Origin of the sequence: Streptomyces sp. SA15, from assembly GCF_002291145.1 — a bacterium.
Classification (GTDB): Bacteria; Actinomycetota; Actinomycetes; order Streptomycetales; family Streptomycetaceae; genus Streptomyces.
Genome location: NZ_NTGE01000197.1, coordinates 174414 through 193163, shown reverse-complemented (window position 1 = coordinate 193163; position 18750 = coordinate 174414). Strand labels below are relative to the sequence as shown.

General features: G+C 70.7%; 13 protein-coding genes and 1 pseudogene. 8 read left to right on the top strand and 6 right to left on the bottom strand.

Features of this window, described 5'->3' with window-relative positions; translation table 11 throughout:
* Positions 1-29 precede the first annotated feature (29 nt).
* Positions 30-479 carry a nitroreductase family deazaflavin-dependent oxidoreductase gene (locus tag CLM62_RS42785; protein WP_095755282.1) on the bottom strand — a complete coding sequence of 150 codons (450 nt, stop codon included), beginning with the start codon at positions 477-479 and terminating at the stop codon, positions 30-32.
* Between the two features lie 144 nt (positions 480-623).
* On the opposite strand from CLM62_RS42785, the pseudogene CLM62_RS52440 reads away from it, so the two are divergent.
* Both CLM62_RS52440 and CLM62_RS42775 read left to right on the top strand, forming a co-directional pair.
* Positions 624-939 (top strand): annotated as a pseudogene (locus CLM62_RS52440) (cytochrome P450); the annotation flags it as partial.
* A 13-nt stretch (positions 940-952) separates the two neighbouring features.
* Entirely contained in the window at positions 953-1153 is a 201-nt protein-coding gene (locus CLM62_RS42775; RefSeq protein WP_095755281.1) for a ferredoxin, read from the top strand.
* Here the strand turns inward: CLM62_RS42775 and CLM62_RS52435 are convergent.
* A complete protein-coding gene (locus CLM62_RS52435) occupies positions 1128-2195 on the bottom strand; it encodes a sigma factor-like helix-turn-helix DNA-binding protein (protein WP_257004427.1) in 1068 nt (355 codons plus the stop codon). The genes CLM62_RS42775 and CLM62_RS52435 overlap by 26 nt on opposite strands.
* 124 nt (positions 2196-2319) lie before the next feature.
* Between CLM62_RS52435 and CLM62_RS42760 the strand changes: the two genes are divergently transcribed.
* Together CLM62_RS42760 and CLM62_RS42755 are read left to right on the top strand one after the other, a co-directional pair.
* Positions 2320-2847 carry a flavoprotein gene (locus tag CLM62_RS42760; RefSeq protein ID WP_095755280.1) on the top strand — a complete coding sequence of 176 codons (528 nt, stop codon included), beginning with the start codon at positions 2320-2322 and terminating at the stop codon, positions 2845-2847.
* Positions 2848-2949: 102 nt separating this feature from the next.
* Positions 2950-3921 (top strand): aldo/keto reductase, encoded by a 972-nt coding sequence (locus CLM62_RS42755; protein WP_095755279.1) that lies wholly within the window; start codon positions 2950-2952, stop codon positions 3919-3921.
* 24 nt (positions 3922-3945) lie between these two features.
* On the opposite strand, the gene CLM62_RS42750 is transcribed toward CLM62_RS42755, so the two are convergent.
* Positions 3946-4764: a phytanoyl-CoA dioxygenase family protein gene (locus CLM62_RS42750; protein WP_095755278.1), complete on the bottom strand. Its 819-nt coding sequence runs from the start codon at positions 4762-4764 to the stop codon at positions 3946-3948.
* A gap of 63 nt (positions 4765-4827) precedes the next feature.
* Between CLM62_RS42750 and CLM62_RS42745 the strand changes: the two genes are divergently transcribed.
* Positions 4828-5754, top strand: coding sequence for a helix-turn-helix domain-containing protein (locus tag CLM62_RS42745; RefSeq protein ID WP_095755277.1), 927 nt, complete (start codon positions 4828-4830; stop codon positions 5752-5754).
* A gap of 404 nt (positions 5755-6158) precedes the next feature.
* Positions 6159-8228 (top strand): RICIN domain-containing protein, encoded by a 2070-nt coding sequence (locus tag CLM62_RS42740; protein WP_257004417.1) that lies wholly within the window; start codon positions 6159-6161, stop codon positions 8226-8228.
* A 60-nt stretch (positions 8229-8288) separates the two neighbouring features.
* Here the strand turns inward: CLM62_RS42740 and CLM62_RS42735 are convergent, their stop codons facing one another.
* Positions 8289-10676 carry a SpoIIE family protein phosphatase gene (locus CLM62_RS42735; RefSeq protein WP_095755275.1) on the bottom strand — a complete coding sequence of 796 codons (2388 nt, stop codon included), beginning with the start codon at positions 10674-10676 and terminating at the stop codon, positions 8289-8291.
* A 268-nt stretch (positions 10677-10944) separates the two neighbouring features.
* On the opposite strand from CLM62_RS42735, the gene CLM62_RS42730 reads away from it, so the two are divergent.
* A complete protein-coding gene (locus CLM62_RS42730) occupies positions 10945-14049 on the top strand; it encodes a glycoside hydrolase family 2 TIM barrel-domain containing protein (RefSeq protein WP_095755274.1) in 3105 nt (1034 codons plus the stop codon).
* 157 nt (positions 14050-14206) lie between these two features.
* The gene (locus tag CLM62_RS42725; protein ID WP_095755273.1) at positions 14207-16450 is read left to right on the top strand and encodes a glycoside hydrolase family 9 protein; all 2244 of its coding nucleotides are present in this window, start codon (positions 14207-14209) and stop codon (positions 16448-16450) included.
* Here CLM62_RS42725 and CLM62_RS42720 read toward each other — a convergent pair.
* Positions 16395-17900 (bottom strand): cytochrome bc complex cytochrome b subunit, encoded by a 1506-nt coding sequence (locus CLM62_RS42720; protein WP_095755272.1) that lies wholly within the window; start codon positions 17898-17900, stop codon positions 16395-16397. The genes CLM62_RS42725 and CLM62_RS42720 overlap by 56 nt on opposite strands.
* Positions 17897-18415 (bottom strand): sigma factor, encoded by a 519-nt coding sequence (locus tag CLM62_RS42715; protein ID WP_095755271.1) that lies wholly within the window; start codon positions 18413-18415, stop codon positions 17897-17899. Before CLM62_RS42715 ends, CLM62_RS42720 begins: the two co-directional genes overlap by 4 nt.
* Positions 18416-18750 lie beyond the last annotated feature (335 nt).

Here is an 18750-nt window from a genome sequence, read left to right as displayed (position 1 = left end):
CCCCGGGCAAGAGATTTTTCGCCGAAGGCTCAGCTCCCGTCCACGGGCTCCAGCACGAAGACCGGAATCTCCCGTTCCGTCTTCTTCTGGTAGTCGGCATACGGCGGATACGCCGCGACGGCACGCTCCCACCACTCGGCCTTCTCCGCGCCGGTGACCTCACGGGCCGTCATGTCCTGCTTCACCGGCCCGTCCTGCAGCTCCACATGGGGATCGCTCTTGACGTTGTGGTACCAGACCGGGTGCTTGGGCGCCCCGCCCAGGGAGGCGACGGCCGCGTACCGCCCCTCGTGCTCCACACGCATCAGCGGCGTCTTGCGTATCTTGCCGCTCTTCGCACCCCGGGTCGTCAACAGGATGACGGGCATCCCCGTGTCCATCAGGGTCGTCCCCTTGGTACCGCCGGAGCTCTCGTACAGCTCCACCTGCTCGCGCACCCACTGCGTCGGGCTGGGTTCGTACTCGCCCTCAAGAGGCATGGCATCCGTCCCATCGTCGTCGACTACGGCTGACTCGCACCGTAGTTGAACACCGGTGCGTGTTGTATTCATCCATACCTTGTTCCCCCACGGCCCCAAAGGGTGCCGCCCCGCCCTTACTTCAGATGCAGGGCGAACCTGCACATCGAGCTGGCCGGGACGACGATCCGGGCGGGCGACGGCGTGATCTTCGCGACCTCGGTCATCAACCGCGACGAGGACGTCTACGCCGACCCGGACACCCTGGACTGGCACCGCCCGGCCCGCCACCACGTCCCCCTGCGGCTTCGGCATCCCCCAGTGCCTCGGCCAGAACCTCGCCCGCGCCGAGCTGGAGCTCGCCCTGTGCGCGCTCTTCGACCGGCTGCCCGCGCACCGTCTCGCCGCTTCGGCGCACGCGATCGCGTGGAAACCGGGCGACACGGTCCAGGGGATGCTGGAACTCCCCGTGACCTGGTAGGAGGCTTCCGTTCATGCACATCGACATCGACACGGACACCTGCGTCGGCGCGGGCCAGTGTGCCCTGGCCGCCCCGGGCGTCTTCACCCAGGACGACGACGGCTACAGCACCATCCTGCCCGGCCGGGAGGACGGCGGCGGCGACCCGATGGTGCGGGAGGCCGCCAGGGCCTGCCCGGTCGGCGCCATCACGGTGTCCGAGGCGGTGGGCTGATCTCCGGCAGGTCGAGGACGCCCAGGTCGAGCCGGCCGAGCCGGGCCGGGTCGGCGATGACGTCGTACGCGGTGATCCGCTCGTCCTCGACGGTGACCGTGAGGGCGAGCAGCAACCGGCCGTGCGGGGCGACGACGAGACCGACGTCGCCGTCGACGAGGGCGACCGCCGCGAACCGGGACCGCTCGCGCAGCGCCACGGTCCCCTCCGCGACCGCCCGGGGACCCCGCAGCTCGGGCGCCACCCCGGGCGGCAGGATGGCTGGATCGGCCCGGCGCACGACGTCGGGGGCGAGCACGTCCAGCAGCCCGCCGAGATCGCCGTCCCGCGCGGCCGCCAGGAACGCCTCGACGACCCGCCGATGCCGGTCGACCTCGGCACCCGGGACCGCGGGAGTGCCCCGTACCCAGGGCCTGTCCGGCGGATCAGGCCGGAGACGCGGGGTCTGGCACGCCCATCTGCGGCGTTGTCGTCGGTTGTCGACTCCCCCACGCTCGAACAACCTTGCGCGGGGGGACCCCCATCGCGTCGCCGCCCTCCTCCGCCTTGCAGCTGGCCGCACCAGACCCCGCTCACCTGCGTAGACGAGGCGCCGCTGCTTTACTCCTGCCTGATCCGCCGGACAGGCCATGCGCCGGGCCCGGCTGGCCAGCTTCTTCGCGGCCGGCTGGGAGCGGTCCACGACCTGGGCGATCCGGTCGAAGGGCAGGCCGAACAGGTCGTGCAGCACGAACGCGACCCGCTCGGCGGGGCCCAGCCGGTCGAGGACCACCAGCAGGGCGAGGCTCACGGAGTCGCCGAGCACGGCCGCCTCCTCGGGCGGGTTCGTGCCGCCCGCCTCCAGACCGGCAGATGAGACCGGCAGATCCTGGCCGTAGGGCGCCTCCGGGCGGGACGCACGCGAGCGCAGCATGTCCAGGCAGATCCGGGAGACCACCGTCGTCAGCCAGCCACCCAGGTTGTCGATGCCGTCGTCGCCCGTACGGCTCAGCCGCAGCCAGGCCCCCTGGACGGCGTCCTCCGCCTCGTCGAACGAGCCCAGCCCATCGAGGAGGGGCAGCGGCGCATCTTCGGGCCGCGGCCGGAAGCCGAGCGGGGGCGGTCCTTGCCCGTCGAATAGCCCACGAACAGGCAGATCGCACGGGCCGGTTGAGTAGGGTTCCCGGGTGAGCGAACAGGCCGGGAAACCCTTCCTCTACGTCGTCGTCTGCGCCGCCGGGATCGCCGCGGACGTCAGCAAACTGATCATCGCCGCCCAGGAGCGGGACTGGGAGGTCGGCGTCATCGCCACGCCCGTCGCGATGAACGGCTTCTTCGACACGGACGCCGTCGCGGCCCAGACCGGACGGCGGATCCGCTCGGCCTGGCGCAGCCCCGGCGATCCGCGCCCCTTTCCGCCGCCCGACGCCGTGGTCGTCGCGCCCGCCACCTTCAACACCCTCAACAAATGGGCGGCCGGCCTGGCCGACACCCTCGCCGTGGCCACCCTGTGCGAGGCGTACGGACTGGGCGTCCCCGTCGCCGTCCTGCCGTGCGTCGCCGACACGCTGGCCGCCCATCCCGCCTACCAGGACAGTCTCGTACGCCTGCGCGGGATGGGCGTCCGCTTCGGCGAGCCGTACTCCGGCGAGGTGGGGGAGGACGGCAGGCGGCCGGAGTTCGGGTGGGAGCGGGCGCTGGACCTGCTGGGGTGAGTCAGGTCGTACCGGGCCTGGCGAAGTCGCGTATGACAGGGAATGCGTACGGCGTCGTACGCTCCCCCTCGTACCCACCCCCCGAAGGCAGGAGCGGCAACGATGCAGTACGTGAAGCTCGGTTCGACGGGCCTGGACGTCTCGCGGATCTGTCTGGGCTGCATGACCTACGGCCTGCCCGACCGCGGTGTGCACGAGTGGACCCTCGACGAGGAGGCGTCACGTCCGCTGATCCGGCAGGCGCTGGAGTCCGGGATCAACTTCTTCGACACCGCCAACGTCTACTCCGACGGCACCAGCGAGGAGATCGTCGGCAAGGCGCTCGCCGACTTCGCGAGCCGGGACGAGATCGTGCTCGCGACCAAGGTCAACGGCCGGATGCGGCCCGGGCCCAACGGTGCCGGGCTGTCCCGCAAGGCGATCATGGCCGAGATCGACCACAGCCTGGCCCGCCTCGGCACCGACTACGTCGACCTGTACCAGATCCACCGCTTCGACCCGCACACGCCCGTCGAGGAGACGATGGAGGCGCTGCACGACCTGGTGAAGGCGGGCAAGGTGCGCTACCTCGGGGCCAGTTCGATGTACGCCTGGCAGTTCTCCAAGATGCAGTACACGGCCGAGCGGCACGGCTGGACCAAGTTCGTCGCCATGCAGAACCACTACAACCTCCTCTACCGCGAGGAGGAGCGGGAGATGCTGCCGCTGTGCGCGGACCAGGGGGTGGGCGTACTGCCGTGGAGTCCGCTCGCCCGCGGCCGCCTGACCCGGGACTGGGGCACCGTCACCGAGCGCAGCGCGGGCGACAACTTCGGCAGCCGCCTGTACCAGGAGGGCGACCGCACCATCGTCGAGGCCGTCACCCGCATCGCGAACGACCGGGGCGTCCCGCGCGCCCAGGTGGCCCTCGCCTGGCTGCTGCACCGGGACACGGTGGCCGCGCCGATCGTCGGCGCGGCCAAGCCCCACCACATCGAGGACGCGGTGGCCGCCGTCGAACTGGACCTCAGCGACAAGGAGATCGAGGAGCTGGAGCAGCCCTACACCGCGCGGCCCATCGTCGGCCACTCCTGAGGGGGAGCTGAGGGGGAGCGAGGGTCAGTGCGGCCCGGTCGGCGCGAACTCCGTGCCGCACGGGCCCGCGCCCTCGCTCTCCGGCAGCGCCACCCGCTCGCCGCTCATCGACAACGTGCGGTAGTACTGCCCGATGCGCTCGGTGGAACGGCCGACGTAGTGGCCGATGAAGGAGCGGCGGAACCGGTCGGCGGTGTGGTTGGGCTGCGAGCCGTGCACCAGGCTGCCGTTGAAGAACAGCACGTCCCCGGGCTCCATGTCGACCGGCACCGGCGTGAGCCCCGGCGGCGGAGGCACGTACTCCCGCGCGAAGGACAGCTCGGCGTCCGCCTCCTCCGGGCAGAACAGCTCCATCCGGTGCGTGCCGGGCACGACCTCAAGACCGCCGTTGTCCCGGTCGATCACGTCGCAGGCCACCCACGCCGCCACACACGTGCCGGGCTCGACGCGCAGATAGAAGTTGTCCTGGTGCAGCGCCTGGCCCCGGGCCCCCGGCGGCTTGAAGTAGAACATGCTCTGCGCGGCAAGCACCTCCTCGCCGAGCAGCCCCCGCAGCACGTCGCGCAGCCGCGGGTCCAGCAGGACGCGCCGCGCGAGGTCGTTGATCTCGTGCGGGTGCATCACCCTCGGGTACCGGTGCAGCGGGTCCGCGGACGCGCGCGGCTCGAAGTGCCCGGGCACCGGCCCGGCCGCGTGCAGCGCCGCGAACTCGGCACACAGCCGGTCGATCTCGTCGTACTCGAACAGCCCCCGCACGACCGTGAAGCCGTCGTCACGGAACTGCCGCAGCCCGGCCTCGGGCAGGATGGGGGCGCCGGCGGCGCCGATATCCGTGGCTGTCATGCGTCCGCTCCTCGGTGAGGTGGTCTCTGTACGTCACGCTAGGCGGACGCACGTCGAAGGAGGATGCCCGTGACCGCTGACGGATTGCCCGACGCTGCCGCACACGGTGATCCCGCCCCGCCGCCGGGCCTGGTGGCGATCGGCCGCTTCGACCAGCTGCCCGGCTACGGCGTGCACCGGCCGCACGGAGCCGACAGCTGGCTGTTCACCTGGACGACCGGCGGGCGGGGCCGGCTGCGCCAGGGTGCGAGCGAGACGCGGGCCGGTGCCGGGGACCTGGTGGCGCTCGCCCCCGGCGTCCGGCACGACTACGGGACCGAACCGGGCGCGGCGCACTGGCGGTTCTGGTGGGTGCACTGCCAGGCCCGACCGTCCTGGCCCGCCTGGCTGCGGCCGTACGACGCCGGCGACGGCATGTACGTCGTCACCCCGGCGAACCGGGACGCCGACGGCCGGATCGAGGCCGCGTTCCGCCGCATGCTCACCGACGCCCGATGGACCGGGACCGGCACACCGCCCGTCACCGAACCCGGGGACGACCGGGAGCGGGTCGCCGTGGCGCACGGCAGCGCGGCCAGGGAACTCGCCCTGTGCGCGCTGGAGGAGGTCGTCCTGCTCACCGTCGGCGCCGCGCGCACGCCGTCGCCCCCGCCCGGCGTCGACCCCCGGGTGCGCAGGGCCCAGGAGCTGATCGCGGCCGACCCGGGCGCCCCGCACACCGTCCGCTCGCTCGCCACCGCCGTGTCGCTGTCCCCCTCCCGGTTCGCGCATCTGTTCACCGAGCAGCTCGGCCGGTCCCCGATGCGGGCGCTGCGCGAGGCACGTCTGCATCACGCCGCCCGGCTGCTGGAGAACACCGACCTGTCCGTGGAACGCGTGGCCGCGGCCTCCGGCTTCGCCAGCCCCTTCCACTTCAACCGGGTCTTCCGTGAGCGCTACGGGATGCCGCCGGGTGCCTACCGGGCCGGCCGCCCAATGGTTGGAACGTGACGTGTTCAGACCGGCCGAATGCGCGGTGGAGTGGCCGTTCAATGGTTGGGGCGGAGCCAAGTGAATCTCGTTATCGATTCGGATGCCGATTCCGCGGCAATCTCTAAAGCATCCCTATTGACGTTTCGTCAATCCCTCAGCCGTGCACGCAATGCACAAAACCGCGAGATCCCTTGTTCCGGCTCGCTGGCCTGTGCAAAGGTGTGCCCTGTCGGCGCACGGACAAAACAATTCCCCTGTGCGCACGAGGCCGCTCCCGTACGTCCCCCACGCTTCAAAAGAGCTGCCCCTGGCGGGCGTTCGAGATGCCGAACTCTGTGCGGGTGTGCCCGCCTCGTCGTCGACGGGTTCGCATACCCATTGGTATGGACTTTATGAAGCAAGCCCTCGGGAGGAATGCCGCCGTGCATGACGCAGGCCTGTCGAATTCCCCGACTCCCGCTCGGCCGTCCGAAGCCACGGACGAGCAACTGAGCGCCGAACTCAAGAAGTGGAGTGGGGCGACACCCGCGGTCCAGCCCGTCGGCGAACTCCTCGACCGGCACTGGGAAGCGGCCTTCGCCTACGCACGGCTGTGCACCGACGGCCCACGCGCCGCGGGAATGCTCACCACCGCGGCATTCACGAGGCTCTTCGGGGAATCCCTGCGGCAGACCGGACCGACGTCCGCCTGGCGCCCCCACCTGCTCGTCACCGTGCGCCGTATCGCGGCGGAGTGGGACACCGACGGCAGACGCGAACAGCTGCACCCGGAACTGAGAACCGAGGGCGACTCAGACCGCGTCGCCGCCCGCCTGCTGCCGCCGCCGAACCGTCGGCTGCTGTCCGGGGCGTTCCAGCGGCTGCCCCAGTCGGCCCGCTGCCTGCTGTGGCACACCGAGGTCGAGGCCGAACCGCTCGGCATACCCGCCGCCCTGCTGGGCTTCGACGAGGAGGACGCCGGCGTCGAAGTGCGGCGCGCCCACGAGCGGTTGCGCGAGGAGTGCCTCCAGCTCCACCGCGAACTCGCCCCCGAGCAGGAGTGCCGGCACTACCTCCGGCTGCTGGACGTCACCTACCGGCGCGGCGGCGTCGACATCGACGCCGATCTCCGTGGCCACCTCGACGGATGTCGGCACTGCCGGTACACCGCCGACCAGTTGCGGCAGTTCAACCAGGGTCTCGGCGTGGCGCTGGCGGAAGCCGTGCTCGGCTGGGGTGCGCGGGCCTATCAGGAGGCACGCGCGCGCGTGCACGCCGTGCCCGAGGAGGCGGAGACGCCCGCGCCGGCCATCGCGGGTGAATCCTTCTTCTCCGATGCGGTCGCCGAGCCGCGGGCCGCATCGGGCGGGCCGTTCCCGCCCTTTCCTCCCATGCCGGCGAGCCCGCCTGCGGCCGTCACGGGTGACGCCTTCGGTTCCGCGGCAATGGGTTCCGAGGCCTTCGGTTCCGACACCTTCGGTTCAAGAGCTGAGACCTTCGGCCCCGAGGCGCCGGCCCCGCGCACCGGTCCCCGTACCGCCGCCCGCGCAGCCGCCCGTACCGGCGGGCCACGCCCCGCCTCCCGCCGCTCGGCGCACAAGGCCGCCCGGCGCGCCGCCCGCCGCAACCTCGCCGTGGCCGTCATGACGGTGAGCGGACTGATCGTCCTGCCGTTGGTGCTGTGGTCCTCGCTCGACTCCTCCGACGGCACCGCCCCGGCCGAAGACGGCCGCGCCGCCGAGACGCCCGGGGCCGACACGGGCACCTCGACCTCCGACCCGTCCTGGGCCGACGCCGAGGACGCCAAGCAGGGCACCCTGCGCGGCCGGCTGCACAACGTCTCCTCCGGGCTGTGCGTCGGCGTCGCCGGCAACAAGGCCGTCAAGGGCGCGGAGACCGAACTCACCACATGCTCCTCGGACCCCTCCCAGCGGTGGTCGTACGAGCCCGACGGACTGCTGCGCAACGCCGAGGACCCCGACCTCTGCCTGGACTCCCACCTCGGTTACTCGGTGCGGCTGGCCCCGTGCACCGGCGCGGAAAAGCCGGACACCAAGAACGTCCGCTACGACTTCACCCTCCAGGGCACCCTGGTCCCGCGCTGGAGCCAGGACCTGGCCCTGGCCCCGGCCGCCACCGACGGAGGGGGCGCGCTGGTCCTGAAGACCCGTGACGACGGCTCCGCCCAGCGCTGGGTCATCGACACCTCGAAGACGGACCTCCAGATGGAGGTGGTCAACTGGGAAACGGCCGACACCCCTTCCAAGGCACCCGAGCCCACCACCCCCGAGCCGCCGAAGACACCGACGCCCACACCCACACCGACGCCGTCCGCGACCCCGTCCACACCGAAGCCCTCGCCGACACCGACGAACCCGTACCCGACGGGCGACGCGTCCTGCTACTACAACCCGTACGCCTGCTCGTGGAATGGGCAGGACGGCCAGTACGGCTGGGGCGGGTACAACGGGTACAACGGGTACGGATACGGGTCCCCCGACGGCCGCCGCTGACCGGCCACTCGGAGTCCGCTCCGGCCCCGGCACCTCGGCCGCCGGCCACGGCGCGCACCCTCACTCCTCGTCGAGGAGAGCGATCTCCGCCCAGATCGTCTTGCCGTCGGCCGTGTGCCGGCTGCCCCAGCGCTGGGTGAGCTGGGCGACGAGCAGCAGTCCGCGTCCGCCCTCGTCCCACGTCTTGGCGCGGCGCAGGTGCGGAGCCGTGTGGCTGGTGTCGGACACCTCGCAGATCAGCGTCGTCGCGTCGTGGATCAGTCGCAGCCGGATGGGCCGGGAGCCGTACCGGATGGCATTGGTCACGAGCTCGCTGACCACCAACTCGGCCGTGAACGCCACCCCGCTCAGGGCCCAGATGCCGAGCTGCGAGACGACCTGCTTGCGGATCGGCGCGACCAGCGACGGATCGGCCGGGATGTCCCAGGTGGCGACCTGGGAGGCGGGCAGCCCCAGGGTGCGGGCCAGCAGCAGCGCCACGTCGTCCAGGGCGCCGCCCGGCGGCAGCAGTCCGTGCAGGACGCGGTCGCAGGTCTCGTCCAGCGAGCCCGAGAAGGACGCCAGGGCCTCGCAGAGCAGCGCGTGGCCGGCATCGACGTCACGGTCGCGGCTCTCGATCAGCCCGTCGGTGTACAGGGACAGCACGGTTCCCTCGGGCAGTTCGAGCTCGGCACACTCGAACGGCAGCCCGCCCAGGCCCAGCGGCGGCCCGGCGGGCAGGTCGACCTCCACGGGCGCGCCGCCCGGCGGGAGCATGACGGGCGACGGATGTCCGGCCCGGGCCAGCGTGCAGCGCCGCGACACCGGGTCGTAGACCGCGTACAGGCAGGTGGCGCCGACCTCGCCGGGGCTGCCCTCCACGCCGGCCTCCGTGAACAGCCGTACGACGAGGTCGTCGAGGTGGGTCAGCAGCTCGTCGGGGGCCAGGTCGATGTCCGCGAGTGTGCGTACCGCGGTGCGCAGGCGGCCCATCGTCGCCGAGGCCTGGATGCCGTGGCCGACGACGTCCCCGACGACCATCGCGACCCGCATCCCGGACAGCGGGATCACGTCGAACCAGTCCCCGCCCACCCCGGCCCGCGCCGCCGGCAGGTAGCGCGAGGCCGCTTCCACGGCGGCCGTGCGCGGCAGCGAGCGGGGCAGCAGGCTGCGTTGCAGGGCGAGGGCGGTCTCGCGCTCGCGCGAGTACCGGCGGGCGTTGTCGATGCAGACGGCTGCCCGGGCCGTGACCTCCTCGGCCAGCAGCACGTCGTCGGGCGTGAAGCGGTCCTTCCGCCGGAACCGGGTGAGGACGGCGACGCCGAGGGTCACGCCACGGGCCTGGACCGGCACGGACATCGTGGAGTGGATGCCGTGCTGCCTGACGCGATCGCCGCGCACCGGGTCCCAGGCGAGCCACTCGGCGAGGTCGCCGGTGTCCATCGAGGCCACGATGGTGTGGCCCACCAGCAGCGAGTCGGCCTGCGGGGAGGCGGCGGGATAGATGTCCACCTGCCCGGGCTTGGCCACGGCCTCGGGGTTGCCCGAGTTGATCGACCGGTGGGCCGCCCGGCGCAGACTGATCGGCGCGGTCAGCTGTGCCGCGGGTTCGCGCCCCGCCTCCGGCGGGTCCAGCAGGTCCACGCTGACGAAGTCGGCGAGGGCGGGGACACACACGTCCGCCAGTTCCTGAGCCGTCCGGGTGACATCGAGGGTGGTGCCGATGCGGACGCTGGCCTCGTTCACCAGCTGGAGCCGTTCCTGGGCCATGTACTGCTCGTTGAAGTCGTGGGCGGCGACGCACACGCCCCGCACCCGGCCCTCGGCGTCGGTGATCGGGGCCATCCGGGCCAGCCAGGCGTTCATCCGGCCGTCCTGGCCGATCGGCAGATACGTCCGGACGTCGTGCCCCCGGCCGGTCGTCAGCACGTGGTGCAGATGCCGCTCGATGTCCGCGCTCTGCGGTCTGGCGCTCATCTCGGGCACCCGCAGTCCCCGCACCCGCTCCTCGGGCAGGCCGAGCAATTCGGCCATGGCGGAATTCATCCGGCGCAGCCTCAGCCGCTCGTCGTAGATGGCGACGGCGCACGGCGACTGGACGAGCTCGGCCTTGTCCAGCGGGTCGTCGGGCGAGCGCCGACCGTCACCCTCCAGCGGGGTGACCACCAGCCAGTGGCCGGGGTTCTCGCCCTCCGGCCGTTTGTGGTGAGCGAGCAGCCACACCGACACCTTCGAGCCGTCGCGGTGACGCAGCGTGAGTGTGCCGTCCCAACGGGACCCTTCGGGCACGGAGTCCCGGTCGGCCGCACCCTCGTCGGCCAGCAGCTCGGCGGCGGGACGTCCCACGACGTCGGCGGCCGAGTGGCCGAGCAGCCGGCGGGCACCGTCGTTCCACTCCACCAGCGTGCCCGCTTCGTCGATGACAGCGCGCGCCGTCGCGGCATCGTCGAACGGGTACACCGGGCTCATCGTCGCCACTCCAACGTGCACACTCACAGTGAACGGGGTGTGTCACCGGGGTTCAGCGTAATGCGTCGCCGCCCCGCACGGCCGGGAAAAACCAGGTTCATGCGGCACCGCCGCCCAACCCGTGGTCAAGGGGCAAATCCAGCCGATGTGACGCCTGGGGCAGAAGGTCCTCACCGCACCCTTGACGGCCGTACATGACCAACAGAAAGAATCTGTTTGTTCACGATCAGTTGTGAGTACTTCTGGGCCCTGATGAGGGAGAGCCGCCATGTCGGTCACTCGCAGATCGGTTTTACTCGCCTCCGCGGCCGCGCCGGCGGCCGGAGCGCTTCTGGGCGCCCCGGCGGCATGGGCCGCGGACGCCGCCGGGGCCGCCGGGGGCGCGTCCGGCCGCAGCACGGTCGGCCTGCGTGACGGCTGGCGCTTCGCGCTGGTCAATCCGGGTGGGATCACCGACCCGACCGGCGAATACGCCGACGCCGCCGCTCCCGGATACGACGACTCGGGCTGGCGCACGGTCGCGGTTCCGCATGACTGGAGCATTGAGCAGGCCCCCACCACACAGCACGGCACCACCAGCGGCACCGGCTTCTTCCCCGGTGGCCTCGGCTGGTACCGCCTCGGCTTCACCCTGCCGCCCGCCCTCGCCGGCAAGCGGATCTCGGTGGAGTTCGACGGCGTCTACATGGACTCGTACGTCTACTGCAACGGCACCGAGGTCGGCCGGCATCCCTACGGCTACACCGGCTTCGCCTTCGACGTCACCGACCTGCTGCACACGGACGGCACCACCGAGAACGTGATCGCGGTCAAGGTGCAGAACCGGCTGCCCAGCAGCCGCTGGTACTCGGGCAGCGGCATCTACCGCGAGGCCCGCCTCGTCGTCACCGAGCCGGTGCACGTGGCGCGCTGGGGTACGTACGTCACCACCCCGGACATCACCAAGGACCGGGCGCTGGTCGAGGTGCGGACCTCGGTGGTGAACGAGACCGGCACCGCGCGCGAGGTCGAGGTCCGGTCGCGGATCAAGGACGCCGGCGGCCGCACGGTCGCGCGCACGGCGACCACGGTCTCCGTGACCGACCAGGCCACCGAGACCCACGAACTCACCGTCGCCAAGCCGAAGTTGTGGGACTTCGCATCGCCCCACCGCTACACCCTGGAAACCGAACTGCGCGTCGGCGGCAAGGCCGTCGACACCTACCGCACCCCCTTTGGCATCCGCACCTTCCGCCTCGACCCGAACGAGGGCTTCCACCTCAACGGCACCTACGCCAAGCTCAGGGGCGTCGACCTGCACCACGACCTCGGCGCGCTCGGCGCGGCCGTCAGCATCGACGCGATCCGTAGACAGATGACCATCATGAAGTCGATGGGCGTCAACGCCTTCCGCACCTCCCACAACCCGCCCTCGCCGGAGATGATCGAGGTCTGCGAGGAGCTGGGCATCGTGATGATGGTGGAGGCGTTCGACTGCTGGAAGAGCCCCAAGACGCGGTACGACTACGGACGGTTCTTCGACGAATGGGCCGACAGGGACGTCACCGAGATGGTGCTGGCCGCCCGTAACTCGCCCGCCGTCATCATGTGGTCGATCGGCAACGAGGTCTCCGAGTTCACCTCCACCGCCGGCCTCGCCATGGCGGACCGGCTCATCGCAGCCGTCAAGGCGTCCGACGACACCCGTCCGATCGTGATCGGCTCCCACCGGCACCGCAGCCTGCCCGCCGTGGGCTCCCCGGGAGACCTGATCCTCGCCAAGCTCGACGGCCTAGGGCTCAACTACAACACCGCCAAGTCGGTGGACGCCCTGCACGCCCGCTACCCGAACCTGTTCCTCTTCGAGTCGGAGTCGTCCTCCGAGACGTCGACCCGCGGCACCTACCAGGAGCCGGAGCGCCTCAACACCGGCGAGAACTACACGCCGGGCAAGCGGGCGACCTCGTCGTACGACAACAACCTCGCCTCCTGGACCATGAGCGGCGAGTACGGCCACAAGAAGGACCGGGACCGGAAGTGGTTCACCGGGCAGTTCCTGTGGTCGGGCATCGACTACATCGGCGAGCCCACGCCTTACGACGTCTTCCCGGTGAAGGCCTCCTTCTTCGGCGCCGTCGACACGGCCGGCTTCCCGAAGGACATGTACTACCTGTTCCAGAGCCAGTGGGTCAGTGAGCCCATGGTCCATCTGCTGCCGATGACCTGGAATCACGAGGAGGGTGACACGGTCGAGGTGTGGGCGTACTCCAACGTCGACACCGTCGAGCTGTTCCTCAACGGCAAGTCCCTCGGCACCCGGCGGTTCGACACGAAGAAGACCACCGACGGCCGGGAGTACCTGGAGACCACCGAGGCCACGGGCGACGACAAGACCTTCACCGACGGCCCCTACCCGGGCAGTTACACCAGCCCGAACGGCAGCGCGGGCAAGCTGCACCTCACCTGGAAAGTGCCGTACAAGTCCGGTGAGTTGAAGGCGGTCGCGCTCAGCGACGGCAAGGTGGTCGCCGCCGACGTCCTGCGCACGGCCGGGGCGCCGCACGCCGTACGCCTCACCGCCGACCGCAAGTCCCTGGCCGCCGACGGCCGTTCGCTGGTCTTCGTCACCGCGGACATCGTCGACGCCCGCGGTGTGGTGGTGCCCGGCGCCGAGCACCTGATCTCCTTCGACGTGACGGGCGGCTCCCTTGCAGGCCTGGACAACGGCCGCGAGGAGAGCGCCGAGCGCTACCAGGCGAGCACCCGGACCGCCTTCCACGGCAAGGCGCTCGCGATCGTACGGTCCGGTACGAAGCCGGGCACCCTGAAGGTGGCCGCCCGCGTGGAGGGCCTGCGGTCGGACACCGTGACCGTGCGGACCGTGCCCGCCCGGTCGGCGGCGACCACTGAGGCGGCCGCGTTCCAGCCCGACCACCCGGCGCCCCCGAACCACCCGTACGCGGACGCCAGTTACTCCGGCCGCCCCGACACCCTGCCCGCCGCGATGCTCGACGGCGACCCGGCCACCGGCTGGTCCAACGCCTTCAACAAGGCCGCCACCGCCCTGCTGCCCGCCTTCAACGGCGCACGGGCAGAGGACTGGGTCTCCGTCGACTTCGGACGGAGCAGGACCTTCGACCGCGTGGAGGTCTCCTTCACACTGAGCGCGACCCACAGCCTGCCCGCCTCCGTCGAGGCCGAGGTGTGGGACGGCCGCCGGTACATGCCGGTGAAGGGGGCGGCCGTCGACTGGGCCACCGCCTCCGACGAGCCGACGATGATCACCTTCGACGCCGTCCGCGGCTCCCGACTGCGGCTCACCCTGACCAGCCGCCAACCGGGCGAGGTCCAGGGCGCGATCCGCATCAGCAAGCTGGAGGTTCCGGCCGGCTGAGCGGCCCGCTGAGGCGACCCTCGTGCGGTCCGGACGGGAACCAGTCCCGTCCGGACCGTTGACGGAGTGTCATACCTCGAACAAGCATGGCCTGCGTCCGCATCTGGGAGCGCTCCCATCCCGAGCGTCACCCGCACCTCTCCCGAGGAGCCCAGACGTGAAACGACGCAGAACCACCTTGCTGTCCCTGACGGCCCTCTTAGCGGCGGCACTCGTGGGCCTTCCCGCCCCCGGGGCCGCCGCCGAGGAGGTCGAACAGGTCAAGAACGGCACCTTCGACACCACCACCGCCCCCTGGTGGACGACCAGCAACGTCACCGCGGGCCTGTCCGACGGACAGCTCTGCGCGGACGTGCCGGGCGGCACCGCCAACCGCTGGGACGCCGCCGTCGGCCAGAACGACATCACCCTGGTGAAGGGCGAGTCGTACAAGTTCGCCTTCACCGCGAACGGTTCGCCCGACGGGCACGTCGTCCGGGCGATCGTGGGTCTGTCGGTGGCCCCCTACGACACCTACTTCGAGGTCACTCCGCAGCTGAGCGTCTCCGGGAACTCGTACGCCTACACGTTCACCTCACCCGTCGACACCACGCAGGCCCAGGTCGGCTTCCAACTCGGCGGCAGCGCCGACCCGTTCCGCTTCTGCATGGACGACGTGTCCCTGCTCGGCGGGGTGCCGCCCGAGGTGTACGAGCCCGACACCGGACCCCGGGTGCGCGTCAACCAGGTCGCCTATCTGCCGGCCGGCCCGAAGAACGCCACGCTGGTCACCGACGCGACCGCGAAACTGCCCTGGCAGCTGAAGAACTCCGGCGGCGCGGTGGTCGCCCAGGGCTGGACCGTGCCCCGCGGCACCGACGCCTCCTCCGCGCAGAACGTCCACTCGATCGACTTCGGCGCCTACAAGAAGCAGGGCACCGGCCTCACCCTGGTCGTGGACGGCGAGACCAGCCGCCCCTTCGACATCGGCACGAGCGCCTACGACAAGCTGCGCCTGGATGCCGCGAAGTACTACTACACGCAGCGCAGCGGCATCGCGATCCGCGACGACCTGCGCCCGGGCTACGGCCGCCCCGCCGGCCACGTCGACGTGGCGCCGAACCAAGGCGACTCCGACGTGCCGTGTCAGCCCGGCGTCTGCGACTACACACTCGACGTCACCGGCGGCTGGTACGACGCCGGCGACCACGGCAAGTACGTCGTCAACGGCGGCATCTCCACCTGGGAGCTGCTGAGCACCTACGAACGCTCCCTGACGGCCCGCACCGGACAGCCGTCCAAGCTGGGCGACGGCACGCTCGCCATCCCGGAGAGCGGCAACAAGGTGCCGGACATCCTCGACGAGGTCCGCTGGGAGCTGGACTTCCTGCTGAAGATGCAGGTGCCCGACGGGCAACCGCTGGCCGGCATGGCCCACCACAAGATGCACGACGAGCAGTGGACGGGCCTGCCGCTGCTGCCGAGCGAAGACCCGCAAAAGCGCGAGCTGCACCCGCCGAGCACCCAGGCCACGCTGAACCTGGCGGCGACGGCGGCGCAGGCGGCCCGCCTGTACAAGCCCTACGACAAGGCGTTCGCGGCCAAGGCTCTCGCCTCTGCCCGCAAGGCGTGGACGGCGGCACTCGCCCACCCTGAGATGTACGCCGACCCGAACGACGGCATCGGCGGCGGCGCCTACTCCGACTCCGACGCGACCGACGAGTTCTACTGGGCGGCGGCCGAGCTGTACCTCACCACGGGGGAGAAGCAGTTCGCCGACCACGTCCTCGCCTCACCCGTCCACACCGCCGACATCTTCGGCCCCCTCGGCTACGACTGGGCCCGGACGGCGGCCGCGGCCCGGTTGGACCTGGCGACCGTGCCGAGCAAGCTGCCTGGCCGGGACAAGGTCCGCCAGTCCGTAGTCAAGGGCGCCGACCGCTACCTGGCCACGCTCCAGGCACAGCCGTACGGCATGCCGTACGCCCCCGCCGACAACCTCTACGACTGGGGCTCCAACCACCAGATCCTGCACAACGCGGTCGTCATCGCCACCGCCTACGACATCACGGGCGGCTCGAAGTACCGTGACGGAGCCCTGCAGAGCATGGACTACATGTTCGGCCGCAACGCGCTGAACATCTCGTACGTCACCGGCTACGGCGAGGTCAACGCCCACAACCAGCACAGCCGTTGGTACGCCCGCCAGCTCGACCCGAAGCTGCCGAACCCGCCCGACGGCACCCTCGCCGGCGGGCCTAACTCGAGCATCCAGGACCCCTACGCACAGAGCAAACTCCAGGGCTGCGTCGGCCAGTTCTGCTTCATCGACGACATCCAGTCCTGGTCGACCAACGAGCACACCATCAACTGGAACTCGGCCCTGACCCGGATGGCGTCCTTCGTGGCGGATCAAGGCTGACGCGCTCACGCTCCACGAACTCACCCGGCCGCTCATGGGCGGTCAGGGTGTGGAGCCGGGCCTGATCGAGCGGCTGGTGCACCTCGACGTACTCACCGTGCGGCAGCCGCTTGATCACGCCGGTCTCACGACCGTGCACCACCAGTTCCCTGTCCCGAAGCTGAAGTCCGAGACAGATGCGGCGGGTGACGACGAAGACGACCGCCGGGACCACGGACATCCCGATACGGACCGCCCACGTCACCGTGTTGATCGACAGGTGCAGGCGGGTCGCCACGATGTCGTTCCCGCCGCCCGCCAGCAGAATCAGGTAGAGGCTGATCCAGGCCGCGCCGATCGCCGTACGCACCGGCCGGTTGCGCGGGCGGTCCAGCAGATGGTGCTCGCGTTTGTCGCCCGTGATCCTGGCCTCCAGGAACGGGTACACGCCGATGAACACCAGCAGGAGCGGGAAGACGACGATCGGGATCAGCACGCCGAGGACCAGCGTGTGGCCCCACAGGGTGATCTCCCAGCCCGGCATGATCCGGACCAGTCCCTCCGCGAAGCCCAGGTACCAGTCGGGCTGGGCGCCCGTGGAGACCTGGTCGGCGCGGAAGGGGCCGTAACTCCAGACCGGGTTGATCGTCGCCACGGCCGAGATCAGGGTGAGCACCCCGAAGACGAGGAAGAAGAAGCCGCCCGCCTTCGCCATGTACACCGGCATGAACGGCGCGCCGACGACGTTGCGTTCGGTCCGCCCGGGGCCGGCGAACTGCGTGTGCTTGTGGTAGACGACCAGCAGGATATGGGCCACTATCAGCGCGGCCATGATGCCGGGGATCACCAGGATGTGCAGCGAGTAGAGGCGGGGCACGATGTCGTCGCCCGGAAACTCCCCGCCCAGCAGGAACATCGACAGATACGTCCCGACGATCGGCACCGACAGCAGGGCGCCGTCGACGAACCTCAGGCCCGTCCCCGACAGCAGGTCGTCCGGCAGCGAGTAGCCGAACAGGCCCTCGAACAGGCCGAGAAACAGCAGACTCCAGCCGAACAGCCAGTTGATCTCACGGGGCTTGCGGAACGACCCCGTGAAGAAGTGCCGCATCATGTGCGTGAGCATCCCGGCGACGAAGACCAACGCCGCCCAGTGATGCAACTGCCGGATCAGCAGCCCGCCGCGCACGTCGAAGCTGATGTCCAGCGTGGAGGCGTACGCCTCGGACATGCGGACGCCGTTGAGCGGGGTGTAACTGCCGTGGTACGTCACCTCGTTCATCGACGGATGGAAGAAGAGCGTCAGCCACACGCCCGTGAGGATCAGTACGACGAAGCTGTACAGGCAGATCTCGCCGAGCAGGAAGGACCAGTGGTCGGGAAAGACCTTGCGCAGGTACCGCTTGCCGAGTGTGTGGATGCCGAGCCGTCCGTCGAACCAGTCGGCGACCCGCTCGCCCTTGGTCGTCACTGCTCCTCCCGGTGCACGTGCGTGAGCTTGTCGGGGTTGGACACGATGTAGACGCCCGAGACCTGATCGCCCTCGGGGGTGAGGTCCATGACCATCACCGCGTACGGCGAGTCCCCCTCGAACAGCACCGCCGCGTCGTCGCCGTTGACGCGCCGGTAGCGCAGGTCCAGCTGCCGCCGGGCGCGACGGCCCCGGGACGCGTATCCGCTGATGAGGCGGACGGCCTTGTCGCGGCCGTGCACCGGGCGCAGCCCAGCGGCTCGCCGCGCCAGCGCGTGATTGACGGCGACACGCACGAGATACGCGCGGGGGTTGGCGATGCCGTCGAGGGGAGAGCGGCCGGCCCGCCCCGTCCACGACAGCCAGGTCTCCTGGAGCACGTCCTCGGTGTCGGCGACACTGCCCAGCATGTTGTAGACAAGGCCGAACAGCTCACGGTGCTCGACGAAGACACCGGTCGCCTCGCCCAGCGGGTCGTCGGTGTCGGAAACGGTGCTCGTGGTGCTCTCGGACATGGATGGCCCTCCCCAGTGGCGCTCACTACTGCGAGGGCCGGTGGGGGCCCGAATGTGACACGGGACGGGAGAATGTGACCCACGTCTCAGTGAGGTCTTGCGGAAGACGAGGAAGGGCGGTCCTGGCCTTCGAAGCGGACGCGGGCGGCCCGGCCCGCGCCTCCTGCCTGATCGCCGCCGGACAGCTCGACATCGTCCCGGGCACCGTCTTTCCGGTACCGGCGCGCACATCTGAACGCCGGGGAGCGCCTCGCGCCCTGGGTGCGGCCGCCCGTGGCCTGAGGCCTGCCCGGCGGATCACGCGCTCGAACAACCTCGCGCGGGGGACCCCCCTT